Origin of the sequence: Kribbella sp. NPDC004875 (assembly GCF_042873375.1) — a bacterium.
Classification (GTDB): domain Bacteria; phylum Actinomycetota; class Actinomycetes; order Propionibacteriales; family Kribbellaceae; genus Kribbella.
This window is the reverse complement of sequence record NZ_JBIALI010000001.1, coordinates 1,144,590-1,161,015: the sequence shown is the minus strand read 5'-3', so window position 1 is coordinate 1,161,015 and position 16,426 is coordinate 1,144,590. Positions and strand designations below refer to the sequence as shown.

The following is a 16,426-nucleotide window of genomic DNA, read 5'->3' as shown; positions in this document are numbered from 1 at the left end:
CGCCCCACCCGGCGGGCCCCGACCTCCCGCGAGGGGATAACCCCTCGCCGTGGGGGTTCTTCGTCGGTGCACCAGCGGAGAACCCCCTGTTCGAGGGGATAACCCCTCGAACAGCGCCACAGGAAACCGAGACGCGGCGGACGCCGGGCGCGGGACCCGGTACCGCGCAGCGCGGACGCCAGCGGCGGACGCGCGGGGATGCGGGCCGGGTGTGTGGGTGGGTTACTTGGAGGATGGGAGGAGCTCGGGGGTGAGGTTCGGGTCGGCCATGTCCGGGTCGAAGGGGAAGAGGGGGCGGAGTACGCCGTGGTGGCCGAGGCGGAGGAGGTCTTGGTCCACGCCGCCGGGGGTGAGGGCGAGCAGCCAGTCGGCGGCGAGGTTGTAGAGCTCGGGTTCCAGGTACCCGATCTTCACGATGACGAGGTCCGTCGACGCGGGGTCGAGGCCGAGCAGCGTGAAGTCGGCGATGTGGTGGTACGGCTTGCGGCGGCTGGTGAGGATGGAGTGCAGGCCGCCGACCTTGACCACGGCGGTCGTTCCGCCGACCGGGTCCTCGGAGATCGAGAACACGGTGCCGGACATCTCGGCGGGGCCTGCCGGTCCGGAGTCGACCTTGCCGCCGGCGGCGACCTGCATGGGATTGCCGACGCCCGCCGCGACACACGCGGCGACGGCTTCGGCGTCGACGATGCTCGCGTGAATGGCAGTTGCGTTGCCGGAGGTGAGCTCCTCCATCGTGAGCAGCTCGGTCAGAGTCCAGGACGTGTCGTCGGCGCCCCCGGCGGTCGGGTTGTCGCCGGAGTCGCTGATCAGGAACGGCCGCGCCGTACTCGCGAGACCCGCCTCGACGCACTCGTGCAAGGTTCCCGTGGGCGCGACGAATTCGAACCCGTCGCGAGCCTCCCAGTACAGGCGGGCCAACTCGTGGGCGCGCTCGGTGATCAGCGCCTCGTCGTCACCGGTGACAACGACAGCAGCCCGGCACCGCGGCTCGTCGGCCCAGGCGTACCCGACCCACACCGCGGCATCCAGTACGCCGGGCTCGTCAGCGATCTCGCCGACCCGGCGATAGATCGACTTCGCCGGCTCCAACCGCGTCGACGTCTTCTCGCCGGGCAGCAGCACCGGCACCTGGATCCACGCCTTCCCCGGCTTCCCGAGACCCGAGCGCAGCCGCTCGACCAGGTTCCGCAGCGCGCGCTCGCGGCTCTCCATCGCGTCCTCGTGCGGTGCCATCCGGTAACACGTGATCAGGTCGACCGCCGTACCGAGCTCGCGGGACACGTTGCCGTGCAGGTCCATCGACGCCGACATCAGGACGTCGGGGCCGAGCACGCGACGGATCCGGGTGGCGAGGTCCGCCTCGGCGTCCTGCCGGTCGACCACGCTCATCGCGCCGTGGATGTCGAAGAAGAACCCGTCCAGCTCACCGGCGCCCTCGAGGCGGGTGATGATCTCCGCGGAGAGGTCGTCGTACACCTCCGGGAGCACCGCGCCGCCGGGCAGCGACCGCGCGTGCAGCAGCGGGACCCACTCGATGCCCTGCGCCCAGTCCTTGCCGAGGAACTCGTACCGCTCCAGCAGATGATCCCCACGCCGTACGTCGAAATCCGCGAGCCCGGCGCGGTGCGGCGAGAAGGTGCTGGACTCGATGGCGATCCCGGCGATGCCGATCCGAAGGTTCATGACCAAAACCTGCCACAACCGAGCCGTTTCGCGCACTGCCCGGCGTTCAAATCTGGACAAACCCACCTGTCGAAACCCGTCCACCGGCTTCGAGGTAGCAGGTCACGGCGGCCGCCTGCTCGTTGCTTGCAGCTATGACCTGCAGGCCGACCGGAAGGCCCTGGGCGGGGATCGGCACGCTGACGGCCGCGTGGCGCGTGAGGTTCGCCAGACGGGTGTTGTTCAGTAGCTGCTTGCGGACCTCGAGCCCGCCGTCCGCGGTGTCGGCCGCCGTAATAAGAGGTGCGGTAGTAAGAACAGTCGGCAGGAGTACGGCGTCGACCTGCTCCAGCACAGCGTCCAGTTCCGCAGTGATGGCTATTGCATGGTGCTTGGCGAGCTCGTAGTCGGCCGGCTGGACCTCTGCGGCCTCACGCAGTCGCTGCCGCACATCGGGTTGGTAGCGGTCCAGCGTGCGGCCGCGGTGATTGGCCACGGCCTCCGGACCCTGCACGTTGGCGGCGGTGACAAAGCTGTCCGACCAGTCGGGCAACCGCACCTCGACGACGTCGAGGCTCTCCAACGCAGCGCACCACGCACGACCGACCTCAGGCGTGACCTGCAGATACTCCGGATTCGCAGCAACACCCAGGTGGGGCTTCCGCACCTCGAACTCCCCCAGCCCGCCCAACGCACTCAATGCATAGGCGGCATCAGCCGAGGTCTGCGTGAGTACGCCGACGTGGTCGAGGCTCTGCGACAGCGGGAACACCCTGTCGACCGGCAGCGTGTCGTACGCCGGTTTGAACCCGACCACCCCACACAACGCAGCAGGGATGCGCACTGAACCCGCAGTGTCCGTACCGATCGCCAGCGGTACCACACCGGCCGCCACCGCAGCCGCGGACCCCGAACTCGAACCCCCGGTCATCCGCGACGGGTCATGCGGGTTCCGGCACGGTCCGACGCGGTTCGACGTACCGGTGCAGCCGTAGGCGAACTCGTGGGTGTGGGACAGCCCGATCACGATCGCCCCGGCCGCGCGCAGGCGACGTACCACTTCGGCGTCGTGTCGATCGGTCTCGTCCATCGACGCGGAGCCGCAGCGGTACGGGAGGCCCTCGACCTCGACGATCTCCTTCACGAGCACGGGTACGCCGGCGAGCGCACCGGACCGGTCGTGCGCGGCGGCGGCCTTGCGTGCACCCTCCGCATCGAGGTGTACGACGGCATTCAGCGCGGCAGCGTCAGTGGCCCGCGACAACGCCTCCTCGACCAGTTCGACCGGGTCGAGTGCACCGGCGCGGACATCTGCGGCGACAGCTTCGAGCGACCTCACGCGCCCATCAGACCACGGATCTCACGCCCCTCCCAGGCACGAGAGGAAACGGAAACAGCAGCGTCATGCCCTGTTGCTACCGTCCGACGGCATGGTGATCGAGGGAGTCGAACTGCGCGCGGTGCCGCCGACCGACCCGGCCGTCCTGGACCTGACCACCGCGCAACAGGCCGAGCTCGCGGCGATGTACGGCGCCGACCAGCCGCTCGTCGCTCTGCACCCCGACGTCGCGTTCACGCTGCTCGCCGTCGACGGAGCGCCGGTCGGCTGCGTCGGCCTGCAACCGGTCGCGCCCGGCCTCGGCGAGATCAAACGCATGTACGTCGTCCCGTCCGCCCGCGGCTGGGGACTGTCGCGGGTGCTGCTGGACGCGGTCGAGGCGGCAGCGCTGAGCAGTGGGATGACCCGGCTGCGGCTCGAGACCGGGACGAAGCAGGTCGAGGCGATCGCGCTCTACACGAACCACGGATACCGCCCAACACCGCCGTACCCGCCGTTCGAGAACGAGGTCGCCTCGCTCTGTTATGCCAAGGATCTCTACTGACCCAGGACTCTAAAGGTTCAGCACCAGGTCGTCGCCGTCGCGGTGGAACCCGAGGTTCTTCAGGTACGTCGCCGACTCGCGCATCCGGGGTGGCGCGAGGACCTGCCGGAAGCCCTGGTCGGTGAACACCTCGCTGCGCCGGTACACGAACTCCCCCGGGGTGAAATCGCGGTACTTCGGCACCACGTAGTCGAGATCGATCTGCGCCCGCCCGGCCCCCGCGTCGTGCGCGAGGACGACGCCGACCGTGCGATCACCGTGCTGGACCAGGAACGCGTACGGGCTCGCACCCGGTGTGAAACCGGGGTTGAACCGGGTGATGTCCTTCTCATGCCGCTCGAGGACATAACTCAGGTACGCGTCGGACTCTTGCACCGGCAGCACCTGGTACTCCGCCGCGTCGTGCCGGTGCCGCAGCAGCCGCCACAGGTGCACGACGTTGATGACCGCCAGCACCGCGTTCATGCCGACCATCGGCCAGACGCCGACGGCGGCGTTGAAACCGACCAGGATCACGCAACCGATCAGGTTCAGCACCCGCAACCGCAGGATCCGGGTCTGCAGCAACGACACCACGACCAGCGCGGATCCACCCCACCCGATGATGCTCCACACGTCCACGGCAGGACACTAGTGCTCGTGGACGATTTCCTGTTGCTGGACGGAGCCCTGTTGCGAACTGTCGATCCGGTGTTGCTGCGTGCAACCAGTTTCGGCCACTTCTCCTCGCTCCAGGTCCGCGACGGCCGCGTCGACGGGCTCGACCTGCACTTCGAACGCCTGGACCGCAGCACCCGGGAGGTCTTCGGCGAACCGCTGCCGGCCGAGCGCGTCCGCGCCGACCTGCGGGCCGCGCTGGACCAGGCGCAGTCCGGCGACCTGTCGATCCGCGTCAACGTCTTCGCCACGCATCGGCTCCACCTGCTCACCCGCGTCGGCGCACCGATCACCCCGGGCACCCGGCCGATCCGCCTGCGCACCTTCCAGCACGAGCGCGCTGTCCCGCACCTGAAGCACACCGGCACGTTCGACCTCACCTACTACGCGCACCGGGCGGCGCACGAGGGGTACGACGACGCGCTGTTCACCACGAAGTCCGGCGAGATCTCCGAGGCCTCGATCTGGAACATCTGCTTCGCCCGCGGCCCACACCTCGTCTTCCCCGCCGCTCCCGTGCTCCCCGGGATCCGTCAGCAGGTCCTGCAGCGCGGCCTGGATTCCTACCAGACCGTCCCGGTCCCACTCACCGAGCTCACGACGTACGACGCCGCGTACCTGACGAACTCCATCGACCCGGCGCTACCGGTCGCGGCGATCGACAGCGTGTCGTACGCCGATCACCCCGAGTCGGCCGAGGTGATCGCGAAGGCCTACGCGTCCGAGGTCCCGCAGGTGATCTAGGAGCGCTCGGACCACCAGCGGAGGAGTGCCTCACGGGCCCGGTCCTCGCCCAGCGGGCCTTCGTCGAGGCGCAGGTCCATCAGGAACTTGTACGCCTGGCCGACCTCGCGCCCCGGCGGGATGCCGAGGATCTCCATGATCTGGTTGCCGTCCAGGTCCGGGCGGAGCGCCTCCAGCTCCTCCTGCTCCTTCAACCGCTCGATGCGCGCCTCGAGGTCGTCGTACGCGGCCCGCAGCGACTCGGCCTTCCGCCGGTTCCGGGTGGTGCAGTCGGCGCGGGTGAGGACGTGCAGGCGCTCCAGTTGATCGCCGGCGTCCCGGACATACCGGCGTACGGCGGAGTCCGTCCACTCGCCGTCGCCGTACCCGTGGAAGCGCAGGTGCAACTCGATCAGCTTGCTGACCTGGTCGATCTGCTCGTTGCTGAAACGCAGCGCCTTCATCCGCTTCCGGGCCAGCTTCGCCCCGACCACGTCGTGGTGGTGGAACGTCACCTTCCGCTCACCTTCGAACTTCCGGGTCTTCGGTTTCCCGATGTCGTGGATCAGCGCGGCGAACCGAACGACGAAATCGGGCGTCGGAACTGATAGACGCGATTCGAGATCGATCGCCTGGTCGAGGACGGTGAGCGAGTGCTGGTACACATCCTTGTGCCGATGGTGTTCGTCCTCGGCCTCCCGCAACGCGGGCAGCTCCGGCAGCACGTGCTTGGCCAGTCCGGTGGAGACCAGCAGGTCCAGCCCGATCCGCGGGTGGTCGGAGCAGATCAGCTTCTCCAGCTCGTCGCGGACCCGCTCGGCGGACACGATCGTGATCCGGTCGGCCATCGCCCGCATCGCCTGCACGACCGCGGGGTCGGGCGTGAACCCGAGCTGCGCCGCGAACCGCGCCGCGCGCATCATCCGCAGCGGGTCGTCGGAGAACGAGTCCTCCGGGGTGCCCGGCGTCCGGATCCGCCGGTGCGCGACGTCCTCGATCCCGCCGTACAGGTCGACGAACTGCCGCGACGGCAAGCGCACCGCCATCGCGTTCATCGCGAAGTCCCGGCGGGCCAGGTCGCCCTCCAGGCTGTCGCCGTAGGCCACCTCCGGTTTGCGCGAGGTGGGATCGTAGGTTTCCGACCTGTAGGTCGTGATTTCCAGGACCCACTCACCCTTACGACAACCGATGGTGCCGAACGCCTTGCCGATGTCCCAGACATGGTCCGCCCAGCCGGACAGCAACCGCTCGATCACGTCGGGGTGCGCTGACGTGGTGAAGTCCAGATCCTTGCTCCCCCGGCCGAGCAGAATGTCCCGGACAGGACCGCCGACCAGGGCGATCTCGTGGCCGGCATCGGCGAACCGGTGGCCCAGTTCGTCGACCACCGGGGCAAGTTCCAGCAAGGCCTGGACGGCTCGCCGCTGCACAGCGGGCAACGATCCGGCGGAGGCTGACTGGTCGGCAAAGGGTGACACGGGGAACTAGGTTACGGTGACGGCGTGTTCAGACGGCGACTGAGGCTCCCCGCGGTGGCGGGTGCCTCCTTGCTGGTTGCTGCTTCGGCAGCGACTCTCGGTGTTCCGGCCGGTGCGACGCCGGCCGACGAGCCGACCGTCCAGGTCACCATCGACTCGTTCGGACCGGTCGCCCCGAAGCCGGGCGACACGGTGACGATCAAGGGCCGGGTGACGAACACCAGCTCGGTGACGTTCGACGATCCGCAGGCGCTCGCCTGTATCAACCGGACCCGGCTGGCCAGCACCGCGGCCATCGACGCGGTCTCCGCCGAGCAGAACATCCCGGTGAACGACCGGGACAGCTGCAAGAACCTGACCACCGACCCGCAGACCTTCCGGCCGTTCGAGCAGCCGCTGGCGCCGAAGCAAACGGTCGATTTCACGCTCACCGTGCCGTGGAAGGAATGGCGGGTCGACGCCGAGACCGGCGCGTACGTCGTCGGCGTCACGTTCCGCGGCAAGCCGTCGAACAGCGACCGGGTGATGGCCGGCCGCGCCCGGACCCTGATGCCGGTGCTCGGGCGGCAGCCGCTGAAGCGGGTGGTCAACACCGCCCTCGTCGTACCGCTGCGGCACCGGCCGACGCAGCTCGGCGGCCAGAACTTCGCGAACGACTCGCTGGCCGCTTCGCTCGGCCCGAACGGTTCGCTCGGCCGGCTGCTCGCGCTCGGCGACCAGCGCAAGGTGACCTGGCTCGTCGACCCCGCGATGCTCAACGAGATCCGCCAGATGGCGAAGGGGTACGTCGTCGTCGGCGACAACGGCCAGACGACCCCGGGGAGCGGTCAGGCAACCGCGACGGCCTGGCTGAAGGAGTTCGACGCGAGCCGGACCCGCAACCAGGTCGTCCTGCTGCCGTTCGGCGACCCCGACGTGGCCGGACTGCTGGACACCGGCGAACCGTTGCGGAAGATCGTCGCGGAGGCCCGCAAGACGACCTCCGGCTATTTCCTGCCGCCGAGTTTCACCAACGGCCTGTGGCTCGAGGGCGGTGCTGCCGCGCGCCGGTACCTGTCCGAGGCATCCACCGGCTTCGCCGGCGTGAGCGACAACGACCTGAACCTGGTCAGCAGCTCCTCCTGGTCCGCCGCCACTCGCCCGGTCCTGACCTCCAACCCCGTGTACGACGTACTCACGCCGGGCGGCACCAAGGACGCGGTGAAGACCGTCATCGCGAACTCGTCGCTCACCAACGGCGGCCCGGACCCGGAGACCGCCACCAGCCCGCTCCAGGTCCGCCAGCGGTTCGCGGCCGAGACAGCGCTGATCGCCGCGAGCGGCGCGGGCAACGCGTCGGTCGTCGTCCTCCCGCCGCGCGGCTGGGACAGCGACGGGACGGCCACCGCGGAGCTGGCGCACGACCTGGCGCTGCCGTGGATCAAGGCCACTGACGTCGCCGCGGTCGTGGCGGCCACTCCGGACCCGCCGACCACCAAGGCGCCGACGGCCCCGCGCAGCAACGGCGTACTCACCGAGAACCAGCTGGGCGCGATCCGGCAGCTCGACGAGGCGACCAGCACGATGCAGAACCTGCTGGTCGACGAGAACTCCTTGCCGGAGGTCATGACGTACGCCCGGCTGCGGTCGGCCTCGCTGGCCTGGAGCGGGTACCCGGAAGAGGCCCGGCACTTCACCACGATCGAGCTCGGTTCGGTGAACCAGCAGCTCGGCAAGGTGCACCTGGTGAACGCCAGCGTGGACCGCGGGCTCCGCAAGGAGATCAAGGTCAACCTGGCAGGCAGCAAGGGCACGTTCCCGCTGACGATCACGAACGACACCGACAAGTCGATCCGGGTCGGCATCGCGGTCACGGCGGTGAACCGGTCCGACCTGAAGATCACGCAGCTCCCGACGGCGGTCCTCGGGCCGGGGCAGAAGTGGACGCCGCGGATCACCGCGAGCGCCGAGCAGAACGGGCTGATCCGGGCCAACGCCCAGGTGATCACCGCCGGCGGCAAGCCGGTCGGCAAGTCCCAGGAGCTGCTGATCCAGGCCAGCCAGTACGGCAGCGTCGGCTGGATCCTGGTCGGCGCCGCCTGCGCCTTGCTGTTCGGTACGTCGCTGGTCCGCATCTACCGCCGGATCCGCAGCGAGCGCCGCAACCCGACCGCGGCGGCCGCAGAGACCTCGGAGACCGCAGAGACCGCAGAGACCCCAGCGGTCGGCGACGCTCCCGAGACCACGGAGGCGGCAGGCGACGGCGTACCCGAAGCCGCCGCTCCGAAGCCGGCTCCGGCCGAGGACACCACCTTGAAAGAAGGAGTCGGTTCGAAGGATGGCTGACCGCACCCTGCGATCCGCGGCGGTGATGGCAGCCGGAACGGTGCTGTCCCGCCTGCTCGGATTCATCCGGATCGCCCTGCTCGCGGCCGCCATCGGCACCGCGCTGCGCGGCGACATCTTCACCGCCGCGAACACGATCCCGAACAGCCTCTACATCCTGCTGGCCGGTGGCGTCTTCAACACCGTGCTGGTCCCGCAGCTGGTGCGCGCGATCAAGAACCACGACGACGGTGGCCAGGACTTCACCAACCGGTTGCTCACCTTCGGCTTCGTGGTGCTCGCCGTCGTCACGGTCGGCTGTGTGCTGCTCGCGCCGGCGATCGCGGAGCTGTACCTGCCGAAGGAGCTGCACGACCCGTCCCGGGTGACCGAGAAGGCGAACATGGTGATGTTCGTCCGGCTCTGCCTGCCACAGATCTTCTTCTACGGCGCGTTCGTACTGGTCGGTCAGGTGCTGAACGCACGCCGCCGGTTCGGTCCGATGATGTGGGCGCCGATCGCGAACAACATCGTCGCCTGCGCCTCGATCGTGATCTTCCTGCTGATCTACCGGGTCGGCGACAACCCTCCGACGTACAGCCACGGCGAGGAGCTGCTGCTGGGTCTCGGGCACACGCTCGGGATCGCGATCCAGTTGCTCGTGCTGCTGCCGTACCTGCGGGCGAGCGGTCACCGGTACCGGCTGAAGTTCGGCCTCCGCGGCACCGGTCTGGGACACACTGCCCGATTGGGCATCTGGACCGTTCTGTTCGTCGCCGTGAACCAGGTGACGCTGGTCGTCGTCACGCAGCTGGCGATCGCCGGCAGCGCCTCGTACGACCCCGGCGCGAAGGCTGGTCTGTTCGCGTACAGCACCGCGATGCTGATCATCCTGGTGCCGCATGGCATCGTCACCGTCTCGCTCGCGACTGCCGCGCTGCCGCAGATGTCGGCACTCGCGGCCGAAGGCGACACCGCCGAGGTGGGCCGGATCTCGGCCCGGTCGATCCGCCAGACACTGGCGATCGTGGTCCCGGCGGCGGCCGCGATGGTTGCCTTCGCCTATCCGATCGTGACGCTGATCGCCGGGTACGGCTCGGGTAGGAACAACCTGACGCTGATGTCGTACACGCTGATGACGCTGGCGCTCGGCATCGTCCCGTTCACCGTCCAGTACTTCCAGCTCCGCACGTTCTACGCCTTCGAGGACACCCGCACACCGTTCTTCCTGCAGTGCGTGATCGCGGCGACGAACATCGCCGCGGCCGTGATCGGGGTCCGGGTGCTGCTCGACCAGGCGCACCTGCGGTTCAGCGGCGTGGTGCTCGGCGGGGCGTACGCGCTGGCGTACCTCGTCGCCGTCCTGATCTCCCGGCCGGTACTGCGCCGGAAGGTACCGCGGGTGCCGGGCGCCGGAATCGGTCTGCCGCTGCTCGCGATGGTGATCGCCGCGGTGGCCGGCGCCGGAGCGGGCCGCGTGGTGCTCTGGGTGCTGAGCCTGGCGATCGACTGGTCCGGCCCCATCGGCGCCATCCTCGAACTGGCCGTCGCGGCCATCGTGATGCTGCCGGTGTACGCCGCCGTGTCGCGGGTACTCCGTATCCACGAAGTGAACGACGTGGTGTCCATGGTCACATCGAAGCTCCCGATCGGGCGCTGATCCTGGACGCTTGTGCACTCGTGCACCACTTGTCAGGTCAACGGGGCACTAGCATGGGGGCTGCGATCAGGCCGCTGGGGCATCTAGGAGGGCGAAAGACACCGTGTCGAACCAGACCGTGAGCCCTGGTGCCTTACTGGCCGGGCGCTACCGGATCGCCGAGTTGCTGGCGGAGATCGACGGTGCGCGGGTGTGGCGAGCAGTGGACGAGGTCCTCAGCCGGGCCGTCGTCGTCGACGTGCTGCCGGTGGGCGATCCGCGGACCAACCTGCTCTTCGACGCCGCCCGCCGGGCCGCCGCGGCGAACGACCCGCGGTTCCTCCGGGTGCTCGACTGCGACATGCACGACGGTGTGACGTACTGCGTCCGCGAGTGGGCCGGCGGCCGGACCCTGGAGCGGATGCTCGGCACCGGGCCGCTGACCGGCCAGCAGGCGGGCTGGCTGGCCCGTGAGGTGTCCGAGGCCCTCGAGAACCTGCACCGCACCGGCTTCGCGCACGGCGCGATCAGCCCGGCGACCGTCGTGGTCACCGACGCCGGCGCGATCAAGGTCGTCGGCGTCGCCACCGAGGCGGCGCTGCGCTCGTCCGGCGCGGGTTCGCCCGAAGAGGACGTGCACTCGCTCGGCGAGCTGCTCTTCGCGTCACTGACCGGCCGCTGGCCGGGCCCGGCGCCGGCCTGGGGACTCCAGCCCGCGCCCGTCGAGCACGGCCGCCTGCTGAGCCCACGGCAGGTGCGCGCCGGCGTACCGCGCTCGCTGGACGACATCTGCGACCGGCTGCTCGGCGACCCGCCGCGGCACCACGCCCCGCCGATCACGAGTGCCGCCGGCCTGTCCGCGGCGCTGTCCGGTGTCGTCGGCAGCTCGCACGAGCCGCCGAACCAGATGGACGAGACCGTCCAGGTCGCCCGGCAGAACGGCAGCATCGACGACGCCACCCAGGTGGTGCCGCAGCCCCCGCCGCCGGCGCTCGACCCGACGCCGCGGCCGGCGTACAACGCCGAGCAGAACGGGTACCAGGCTCCGCAACCGGCGTACGAGCCCGCCACCGACACCCGGCCGGTACGCCGCCAGCCCCCGCCCCCGTCGAACGGGAACGGGCGGCGCCGACAGGACGAGCCGAAGCCGAAGGGCTCCTGGGGCGGCCGGATCCTGATCCTGCTCGCGATCCTCGCGCTGCTCTCGGTGATCGCGATGGCGCAGTTCCTGCTCAAGGGCGCGATGAACAACGACCAGGGCAGTGGCGACAGCGGTGACGGCAAGTCCAGCGCCCCGCCGCAGACCAGCGCCCCGCCGACGGCGACCGGCGGTCCGGCCAAGATCGTCGGCGCCAAGGACTTCGACCCGGAGGCCGACGGCGGCAACGGCTCCGAGCACCCCGAGGACGTCAAGAACACCTACGACGGCAAGGCCAGCACAACCTGGACGACGATGTCCTACAGCCGCGCGAACCTCGGTGGCCAGAAGCCCGGTGTCGGCATCTACTACGACCTGGGCTCGCCGACGGAGGTGTCGAAGGTGCAGGTCGCCCTGCAGGGCGACGGCACCAGCGTGCAACTGATGGTCCCCGCGAGCAGCGGCGGCGCCGCGCCGACCACTGCGGATGGCTGGAAGCCGGTGGCCACTCAGGAGGACCAGCCGGAGGGTACGGTGACCCTTACCCCCTCGGCACCGACCGAGACGCAGTACGTGCTCATCTGGCTCACGAAGCTGCCGAAGGAAGACGGCGGCAAGTACCGGGGCACGATCTCGGAGGTCACAATCCAGAAATGACGGCTCACCTGGAGGGCACCCCGCCGCCCCGGCCGGACGTCCCGCGCATCGGCGCCGACGAACCGGTCCAGGGCGCGTCGCAGCCTGCCCCGAACGCCGGGCCGACCAGCTACGACCAGCTGGACGACCACGAGCTGCTCCGGATGCACGTGGCCGGCAACCCGGACTCGTTCGGGTTCCTGGTCAAGCGGCATCGGGACCGGATGTGGGCGGTCGCGATCCGCACCCTCGGCGAGCCCGAGGAGGCGGCGGACGCGCTCCAGGAGGCGTTCATCTCGGCCTTCCGCCGGGCGGACTCGTTCCGCGGCGACGCCAAAGTGACCACCTGGCTGCACCGGATCGTGGTGAACGCCTGTCTGGACCGGATCCGCCGCCGCCAGGTGCGCGCCGCCGACCCGCTGCCCGAGGACGAGGACCGCGCCGCCGAGCTGGCCGGACCGGCCGAGGACGACCCCGCCGAGGTCCGCGAGCGCCGGCTGGACGTCCTGAACGCGCTGAAGCAGATCAACGAGGACCAGCGAGCCGCGCTGGTGCTGGTCGACATGGAGGGCTACTCGATCGAGGAAGCCGCCGCGATCCTGGACTGCGCCCCCGGTACGGTGAAGTCGCGCTGCGCCCGGGGCCGCGCCAAGCTGCTCCCGTTGCTGCGGCACTGGCAGACCTCCCGAGGATCCGACGTACCGGAAAAGTCCGCCGCGGAAGCGGTGGGAACCGAATGAGCGGGTACACCGTCGAAGCGAAGTCGCCTGCCTCTGGCGACCGAGAGACTGATGCCTTCGACCGGAGTTCTCTTATGACCACGCTGCTACGGCCGCGCACCCAGCGACGGGAGGCGAGCCCCCGATGACCGAATCCGGTCTGCCGACCAGTGAGCATCTCGAGCACCTGGACACGGACACGATCGCCGACCTGATCGAGAACCTGCTGCCCGCCACCGAGGCCCACAGCGCTCGTGAGCATGTGAAGGCATGCCCGGAGTGCCAGCAGACGTACGACGCCCTCGTGCAGCTGTCCGAGGATCTCGCCGAGGAGGGCCGCGAGGACATCCCGATGCCGGCCGATGTCGCCGAGCACCTGGACGCCGTACTGGTGTCCGAGTCGGTGCTGCGCGCGTCCACGGTCGGTGTGCACTCGCTGGCTCAGATCCGCGAGGAGCCCCGCCGGCACCTGCCGAAGCTGCTCGGTGCCGCCGCCGGCGTGGTGCTGATCGCCGCGATCGGCGTCGGCGTGGTGTTCGCCACCAAGGACCAGGCGAACGAGGGTGCCGCGAACACCGACCAGAGCACGCCGCCCACCGACGCGGTGACGATCACCACCGGCAACCTCGCGCAGCAGACGCAGAAGTGGCTGGAGCACACACCGAACGCGATCCTGCACGGCTCGGCGGCCGAGCAGTCCTGCGCCAAGACGTTCGCCACCTCCCGGGCGAACGCGACCGTGCGGCTCGTCCAGCCCGCCAAGATCGACGGCCGGCGGGCCACGATCATCGGGTTGCAGGGCGGTTCGGCCCGCGAGATCCAGATCTTCGCGGTCACCGGATGTGACCAGCCGGGTGGCGTCGCGTCGTCGTTCTACGACACCTCGGTGACCCTGCGCAACCGCTGACGCCAGATGCGGTACGGCGGCCCTGTCCTGGGTACGGTGTCGATACGGCCCACCCCACCGGCCCGGTCAGGGGGAATGATCGGCCTCTAGGATCCGTTGACTACGACGTCACTGTCTCGACGACACGAGGAACGCCTGAATGACCGACTCCAGCACAGTCCGCAACGTCATCATCGTCGGCTCCGGCCCGGCCGGTTACACGGCCGCGGTGTACGCCGCGCGCGCGGCGCTGGAGCCGCTGGTCTTCGAAGGCTCCGTCACCGCCGGTGGCGCGCTGATGAACACCACCGAGGTGGAGAACTTCCCCGGCTTCTCGCAGGGCATCATGGGCCCGGCGCTGATGGACGAGATGCGCACCCAGGCCGAGCGCTTCGGCGCCGAGCTGGTGCCGGACGACATCGTCAAGGTCGACCTGACCGGCGACATCAAGGTGGTCACCGACTCCACCGGCACCGAGCACCGCGCGAAGGCCGTCATCCTGGCGATGGGTTCGGGCTACCGCAAGCTCGGCCTGGCCGACGAGGAGCGGATGTCCGGGCACGGCGTGTCCTGGTGTGCGACCTGTGACGGCTTCTTCTTCCGCGACCAGGAGATCGCGGTCGTCGGCGGCGGCGACTCCGCCGTCGAGGAGGCGACCTTCCTGACCAAGTTCGCCAAGAAGGTGCACCTGGTGCACCGCCGCGACGAGCTGCGCGCCTCGAAGATCATGGCCGACCGGGCGTTCGCCAACGACAAGCTGGAGTTCCAGTGGAACTCGGCGGTCGACAAGATCCACGGCGAGGACAAGCTGACGCACCTGACGCTGAAGGACACCGTCACCGGCGAGACCCGCGAGCTGCCGGCCACCGGCCTGTTCATCGCGATCGGCCACGACCCGCGCTCCGAGCTGGTCAAGGGCCAGGTCGAGTTGGACGCCGAGGGCTACGTGCTGGTCAAGCCGGACAGCACCGCGACCAACCTCCCGGGCGTGTTCGCGGCCGGCGACCTGGTCGACCACACCTACCGCCAGGCGATCACCGCCGCCGGCACCGGCTGTGCCGCGGCGCTCGACGCCGAGCGCTACCTGGCCGCGCTGGAGGACGCCGCGCAGTCGACGACTGCCGCGGCCACCACCCAGCCCGTCACTGTCTGAATCTCACCATCACCGCTGAAGGAGATACGCCCGTGGGCGAGAAGATGAATGCTGTCACCGACGCCGAGTTCGACCAGACCGTGCTGAAGAGCGACAAGCCGGTGCTGGTGGACTTCTGGGCCGAGTGGTGCGGCCCGTGCCGCCAGGTGTCCCCGATCCTCGAGGAGCTGGCGCAGGACCACAGCGACAAGATCACGTTCCTGAAGATGAACGTGGACGAGAACCCGGTTACCCCGAGCAACTACCGGGTCACCGGTATCCCTACCATCAACGTCTACGTGAACGGTGAGCTGGCCAAGTCCATCGTCGGCGCCAAGCCGAAGGCCGCGCTGCTCAAAGAGCTGGCCGACTTCACGGCCTGAGTTTCCGCCACACCGGCAAGGAGTTAGACCCTGATGACCGTCTCACCGCATGGCCCGCACGGCGTGTACCGGATCGGCGACAGCGGTGAGGCGGTCGCCGAGATCGTCGGGAAGCTGCAGAGACTCGGGCTGCTGACCGGCGGTCACGACGTCTACGACGAAGCGACCGCACACGCTGTCCGGGGGTTCCAGCAGCAACGCGGGCTGATGATCGACGGAATCGTCGGCCCGCAGACGTACCGTGCGATCGACGACGCCCGCTGGCGGCTGGGTGACCGGCTGTTGACGTACGTCCCGACGCACCCGATGAGCGGCGACGACGTGCTGAGCCTGCAGGCCAAGCTGCAGGAGCTTGGGTTCGCGGTCGCCCGGATCGACGGCATCTTCGCCGCCGACACCCAGCGCGCGGTCACCGAGTTCCAGCGCAACATGGGCCTTCCGGCGGACGGCACCTGCGGTCCGTCGACGTTCAAGGCGCTGCAGCGGATCCGCCCGATGGCGACCGGCGGACGGCCGGACGCGCTGCGGGCCCGCGAGGCGGTGCGCGCCGCCGGGCCGCGACTGTCCGGCAAGACCGTGGTGATCGACCCGGGTCACGGTGGGTTCGACTACGGCTGGGAGGGCTACGGCCTGCGCGAGTCCGATGTCGCGTACGACCTGGCCGCCCGGATCGAGGGCCGGCTCGGCGCCACCGGCGTACGGGCGTATCTCTCGCGCGGACGGGATCAGGGGCCGGATGAGCTGGCACGGGCCGCATTCGCGAACGAGACCGACGCGAACCTGTGCGTCTCGCTGCACACCGACGGTTCGATGAACCCGGAGGCGCAGGGCGTCGCGACGTACTACTACGGCAACGACCTGCACGGGGCCTCGTCGAGCGTCGGCGAGCAGTTCGCCGGTCTGGTGCAGCGCGAGATCGTCGCGCGGACCGACCTGCTGAACTGCCGCACCCACGAGAAGACCTGGGACCTGCTCCGCCGGACGAAGATGCCCGCGGTGCGGCTGGAGATCGGGTACGTCACCAACCCGCACGACTCGGCGAGACTGGCCGACCCGGCCTTCCGGGACGTCATCGCGGAGGCGATCGTGGTCGCCATCCAGCGCGTCTACCTGCCGCCGGACCAGGACGCCGCGACCGGCATGCTCCGCTTCGGCCAACTCACCGTCTGAGCAGTCAGCCAGT

General features: G+C 69.6%; 14 protein-coding genes. 10 read left to right on the top strand and 4 right to left on the bottom strand.

The window, feature by feature from the left end; translation table 11 throughout:
- Positions 1–222 precede the first annotated feature (222 nt).
- Positions 223–1,686, bottom strand: a complete 1,464-nt coding sequence (locus ACFYRH_RS05520) for a M81 family metallopeptidase (RefSeq protein ID WP_387768548.1) — start codon at positions 1,684–1,686, stop codon at positions 223–225.
- Positions 1,687–1,732: 46 nt separating this feature from the next.
- The gene (locus ACFYRH_RS05515) at positions 1,733–3,004 is read right to left on the bottom strand and encodes an amidase (RefSeq protein ID WP_387768545.1); all 1,272 of its coding nucleotides are present in this window, start codon (positions 3,002–3,004) and stop codon (positions 1,733–1,735) included.
- A gap of 91 nt (positions 3,005–3,095) precedes the next feature.
- Here ACFYRH_RS05515 and ACFYRH_RS05510 point away from each other — a divergent pair, with 91 nt between their 5' ends.
- A complete protein-coding gene (locus tag ACFYRH_RS05510; RefSeq protein WP_387768542.1) occupies positions 3,096–3,548 on the top strand; it encodes a GNAT family N-acetyltransferase in 453 nt (150 codons plus the stop codon).
- Between the two features lie 9 nt (positions 3,549–3,557).
- On the opposite strand, the gene ACFYRH_RS05505 is transcribed toward ACFYRH_RS05510, so the two are convergent.
- Positions 3,558–4,169 (bottom strand): hypothetical protein, encoded by a 612-nt coding sequence (locus tag ACFYRH_RS05505; RefSeq protein WP_387768540.1) that lies wholly within the window; start codon positions 4,167–4,169, stop codon positions 3,558–3,560.
- Between the two features lie 18 nt (positions 4,170–4,187).
- On the opposite strand from ACFYRH_RS05505, the gene ACFYRH_RS05500 reads away from it, so the two are divergent.
- Complete coding sequence (locus ACFYRH_RS05500; RefSeq protein ID WP_387768537.1) at positions 4,188–4,949, top strand: aminotransferase class IV; 762 nt, start codon at positions 4,188–4,190, stop codon at positions 4,947–4,949.
- On the opposite strand, the gene ACFYRH_RS05495 is transcribed toward ACFYRH_RS05500, so the two are convergent.
- Positions 4,946–6,406, bottom strand: coding sequence for a CCA tRNA nucleotidyltransferase (locus ACFYRH_RS05495; protein WP_387768534.1), 1,461 nt, complete (start codon positions 6,404–6,406; stop codon positions 4,946–4,948). The genes ACFYRH_RS05500 and ACFYRH_RS05495 overlap by 4 nt on opposite strands.
- Positions 6,407–6,430: 24 nt before the next feature.
- Here ACFYRH_RS05495 and ACFYRH_RS05490 point away from each other — a divergent pair, with 24 nt between their 5' ends.
- From ACFYRH_RS05490 to ACFYRH_RS05455, 8 genes are all read left to right on the top strand, one after another.
- The gene (locus ACFYRH_RS05490; RefSeq protein ID WP_387768531.1) at positions 6,431–8,731 is read left to right on the top strand and encodes a hypothetical protein; all 2,301 of its coding nucleotides are present in this window, start codon (positions 6,431–6,433) and stop codon (positions 8,729–8,731) included.
- Positions 8,724–10,370, top strand: a complete 1,647-nt coding sequence (gene murJ, locus ACFYRH_RS05485; RefSeq protein WP_387768528.1) for a murein biosynthesis integral membrane protein MurJ — start codon at positions 8,724–8,726, stop codon at positions 10,368–10,370. Before ACFYRH_RS05490 ends, murJ begins: the two co-directional genes overlap by 8 nt.
- Positions 10,371–10,473: 103 nt before the next feature.
- Positions 10,474–12,144: a protein kinase family protein gene (locus ACFYRH_RS05480; RefSeq protein ID WP_387768525.1), complete on the top strand. Its 1,671-nt coding sequence runs from the start codon at positions 10,474–10,476 to the stop codon at positions 12,142–12,144.
- Positions 12,141–12,863: an RNA polymerase sigma factor SigM gene (gene sigM / locus ACFYRH_RS05475; RefSeq protein WP_387768522.1), complete on the top strand. Its 723-nt coding sequence runs from the start codon at positions 12,141–12,143 to the stop codon at positions 12,861–12,863. Before ACFYRH_RS05480 ends, sigM begins: the two co-directional genes overlap by 4 nt.
- Before the next feature lie 124 nt (positions 12,864–12,987).
- On the top strand, positions 12,988–13,749 hold the full coding sequence (locus ACFYRH_RS05470) for an anti-sigma factor family protein (RefSeq protein WP_387768519.1): 762 nt from the start codon (positions 12,988–12,990) through the stop codon (positions 13,747–13,749).
- Positions 13,750–13,888: 139 nt separating this feature from the next.
- Positions 13,889–14,881, top strand: coding sequence for a thioredoxin-disulfide reductase (trxB, locus tag ACFYRH_RS05465; protein ID WP_387768516.1), 993 nt, complete (start codon positions 13,889–13,891; stop codon positions 14,879–14,881).
- Positions 14,882–14,913: 32 nt separating this feature from the next.
- A complete protein-coding gene (gene trxA, locus ACFYRH_RS05460; protein ID WP_131336683.1) occupies positions 14,914–15,243 on the top strand; it encodes a thioredoxin in 330 nt (109 codons plus the stop codon).
- A gap of 33 nt (positions 15,244–15,276) precedes the next feature.
- Entirely contained in the window at positions 15,277–16,413 is a 1,137-nt protein-coding gene (locus ACFYRH_RS05455) for an N-acetylmuramoyl-L-alanine amidase (RefSeq protein WP_387768513.1), read from the top strand.
- The last annotated feature ends 13 nt before the right edge of the window (positions 16,414–16,426 follow it).

Excerpts from the sequence above, each read along its gene's own strand:
- ACFYRH_RS05520 (WP_387768548.1), bottom strand. The coding sequence starts at position 1,686 with ATGAACCTTCGGATCGGCATCGCCGGGATCGCCATCGAGTCCAGCACC.
- ACFYRH_RS05510 (WP_387768542.1), top strand. The coding sequence starts at position 3,096 with ATGGTGATCGAGGGAGTCGAACTGCGCGCGGTGCCGCCGACCGACCCG.
- murJ (WP_387768528.1), top strand. The coding sequence starts at position 8,724 with ATGGCTGACCGCACCCTGCGATCCGCGGCGGTGATGGCAGCCGGAACG.
- sigM (WP_387768522.1), top strand. The coding sequence starts at position 12,141 with ATGACGGCTCACCTGGAGGGCACCCCGCCGCCCCGGCCGGACGTCCCG.
- ACFYRH_RS05470 (WP_387768519.1), top strand. The coding sequence starts at position 12,988 with ATGACCGAATCCGGTCTGCCGACCAGTGAGCATCTCGAGCACCTGGAC.
- trxB (WP_387768516.1), top strand. The coding sequence starts at position 13,889 with ATGACCGACTCCAGCACAGTCCGCAACGTCATCATCGTCGGCTCCGGC.
- ACFYRH_RS05455 (WP_387768513.1), top strand. The coding sequence starts at position 15,277 with ATGACCGTCTCACCGCATGGCCCGCACGGCGTGTACCGGATCGGCGAC.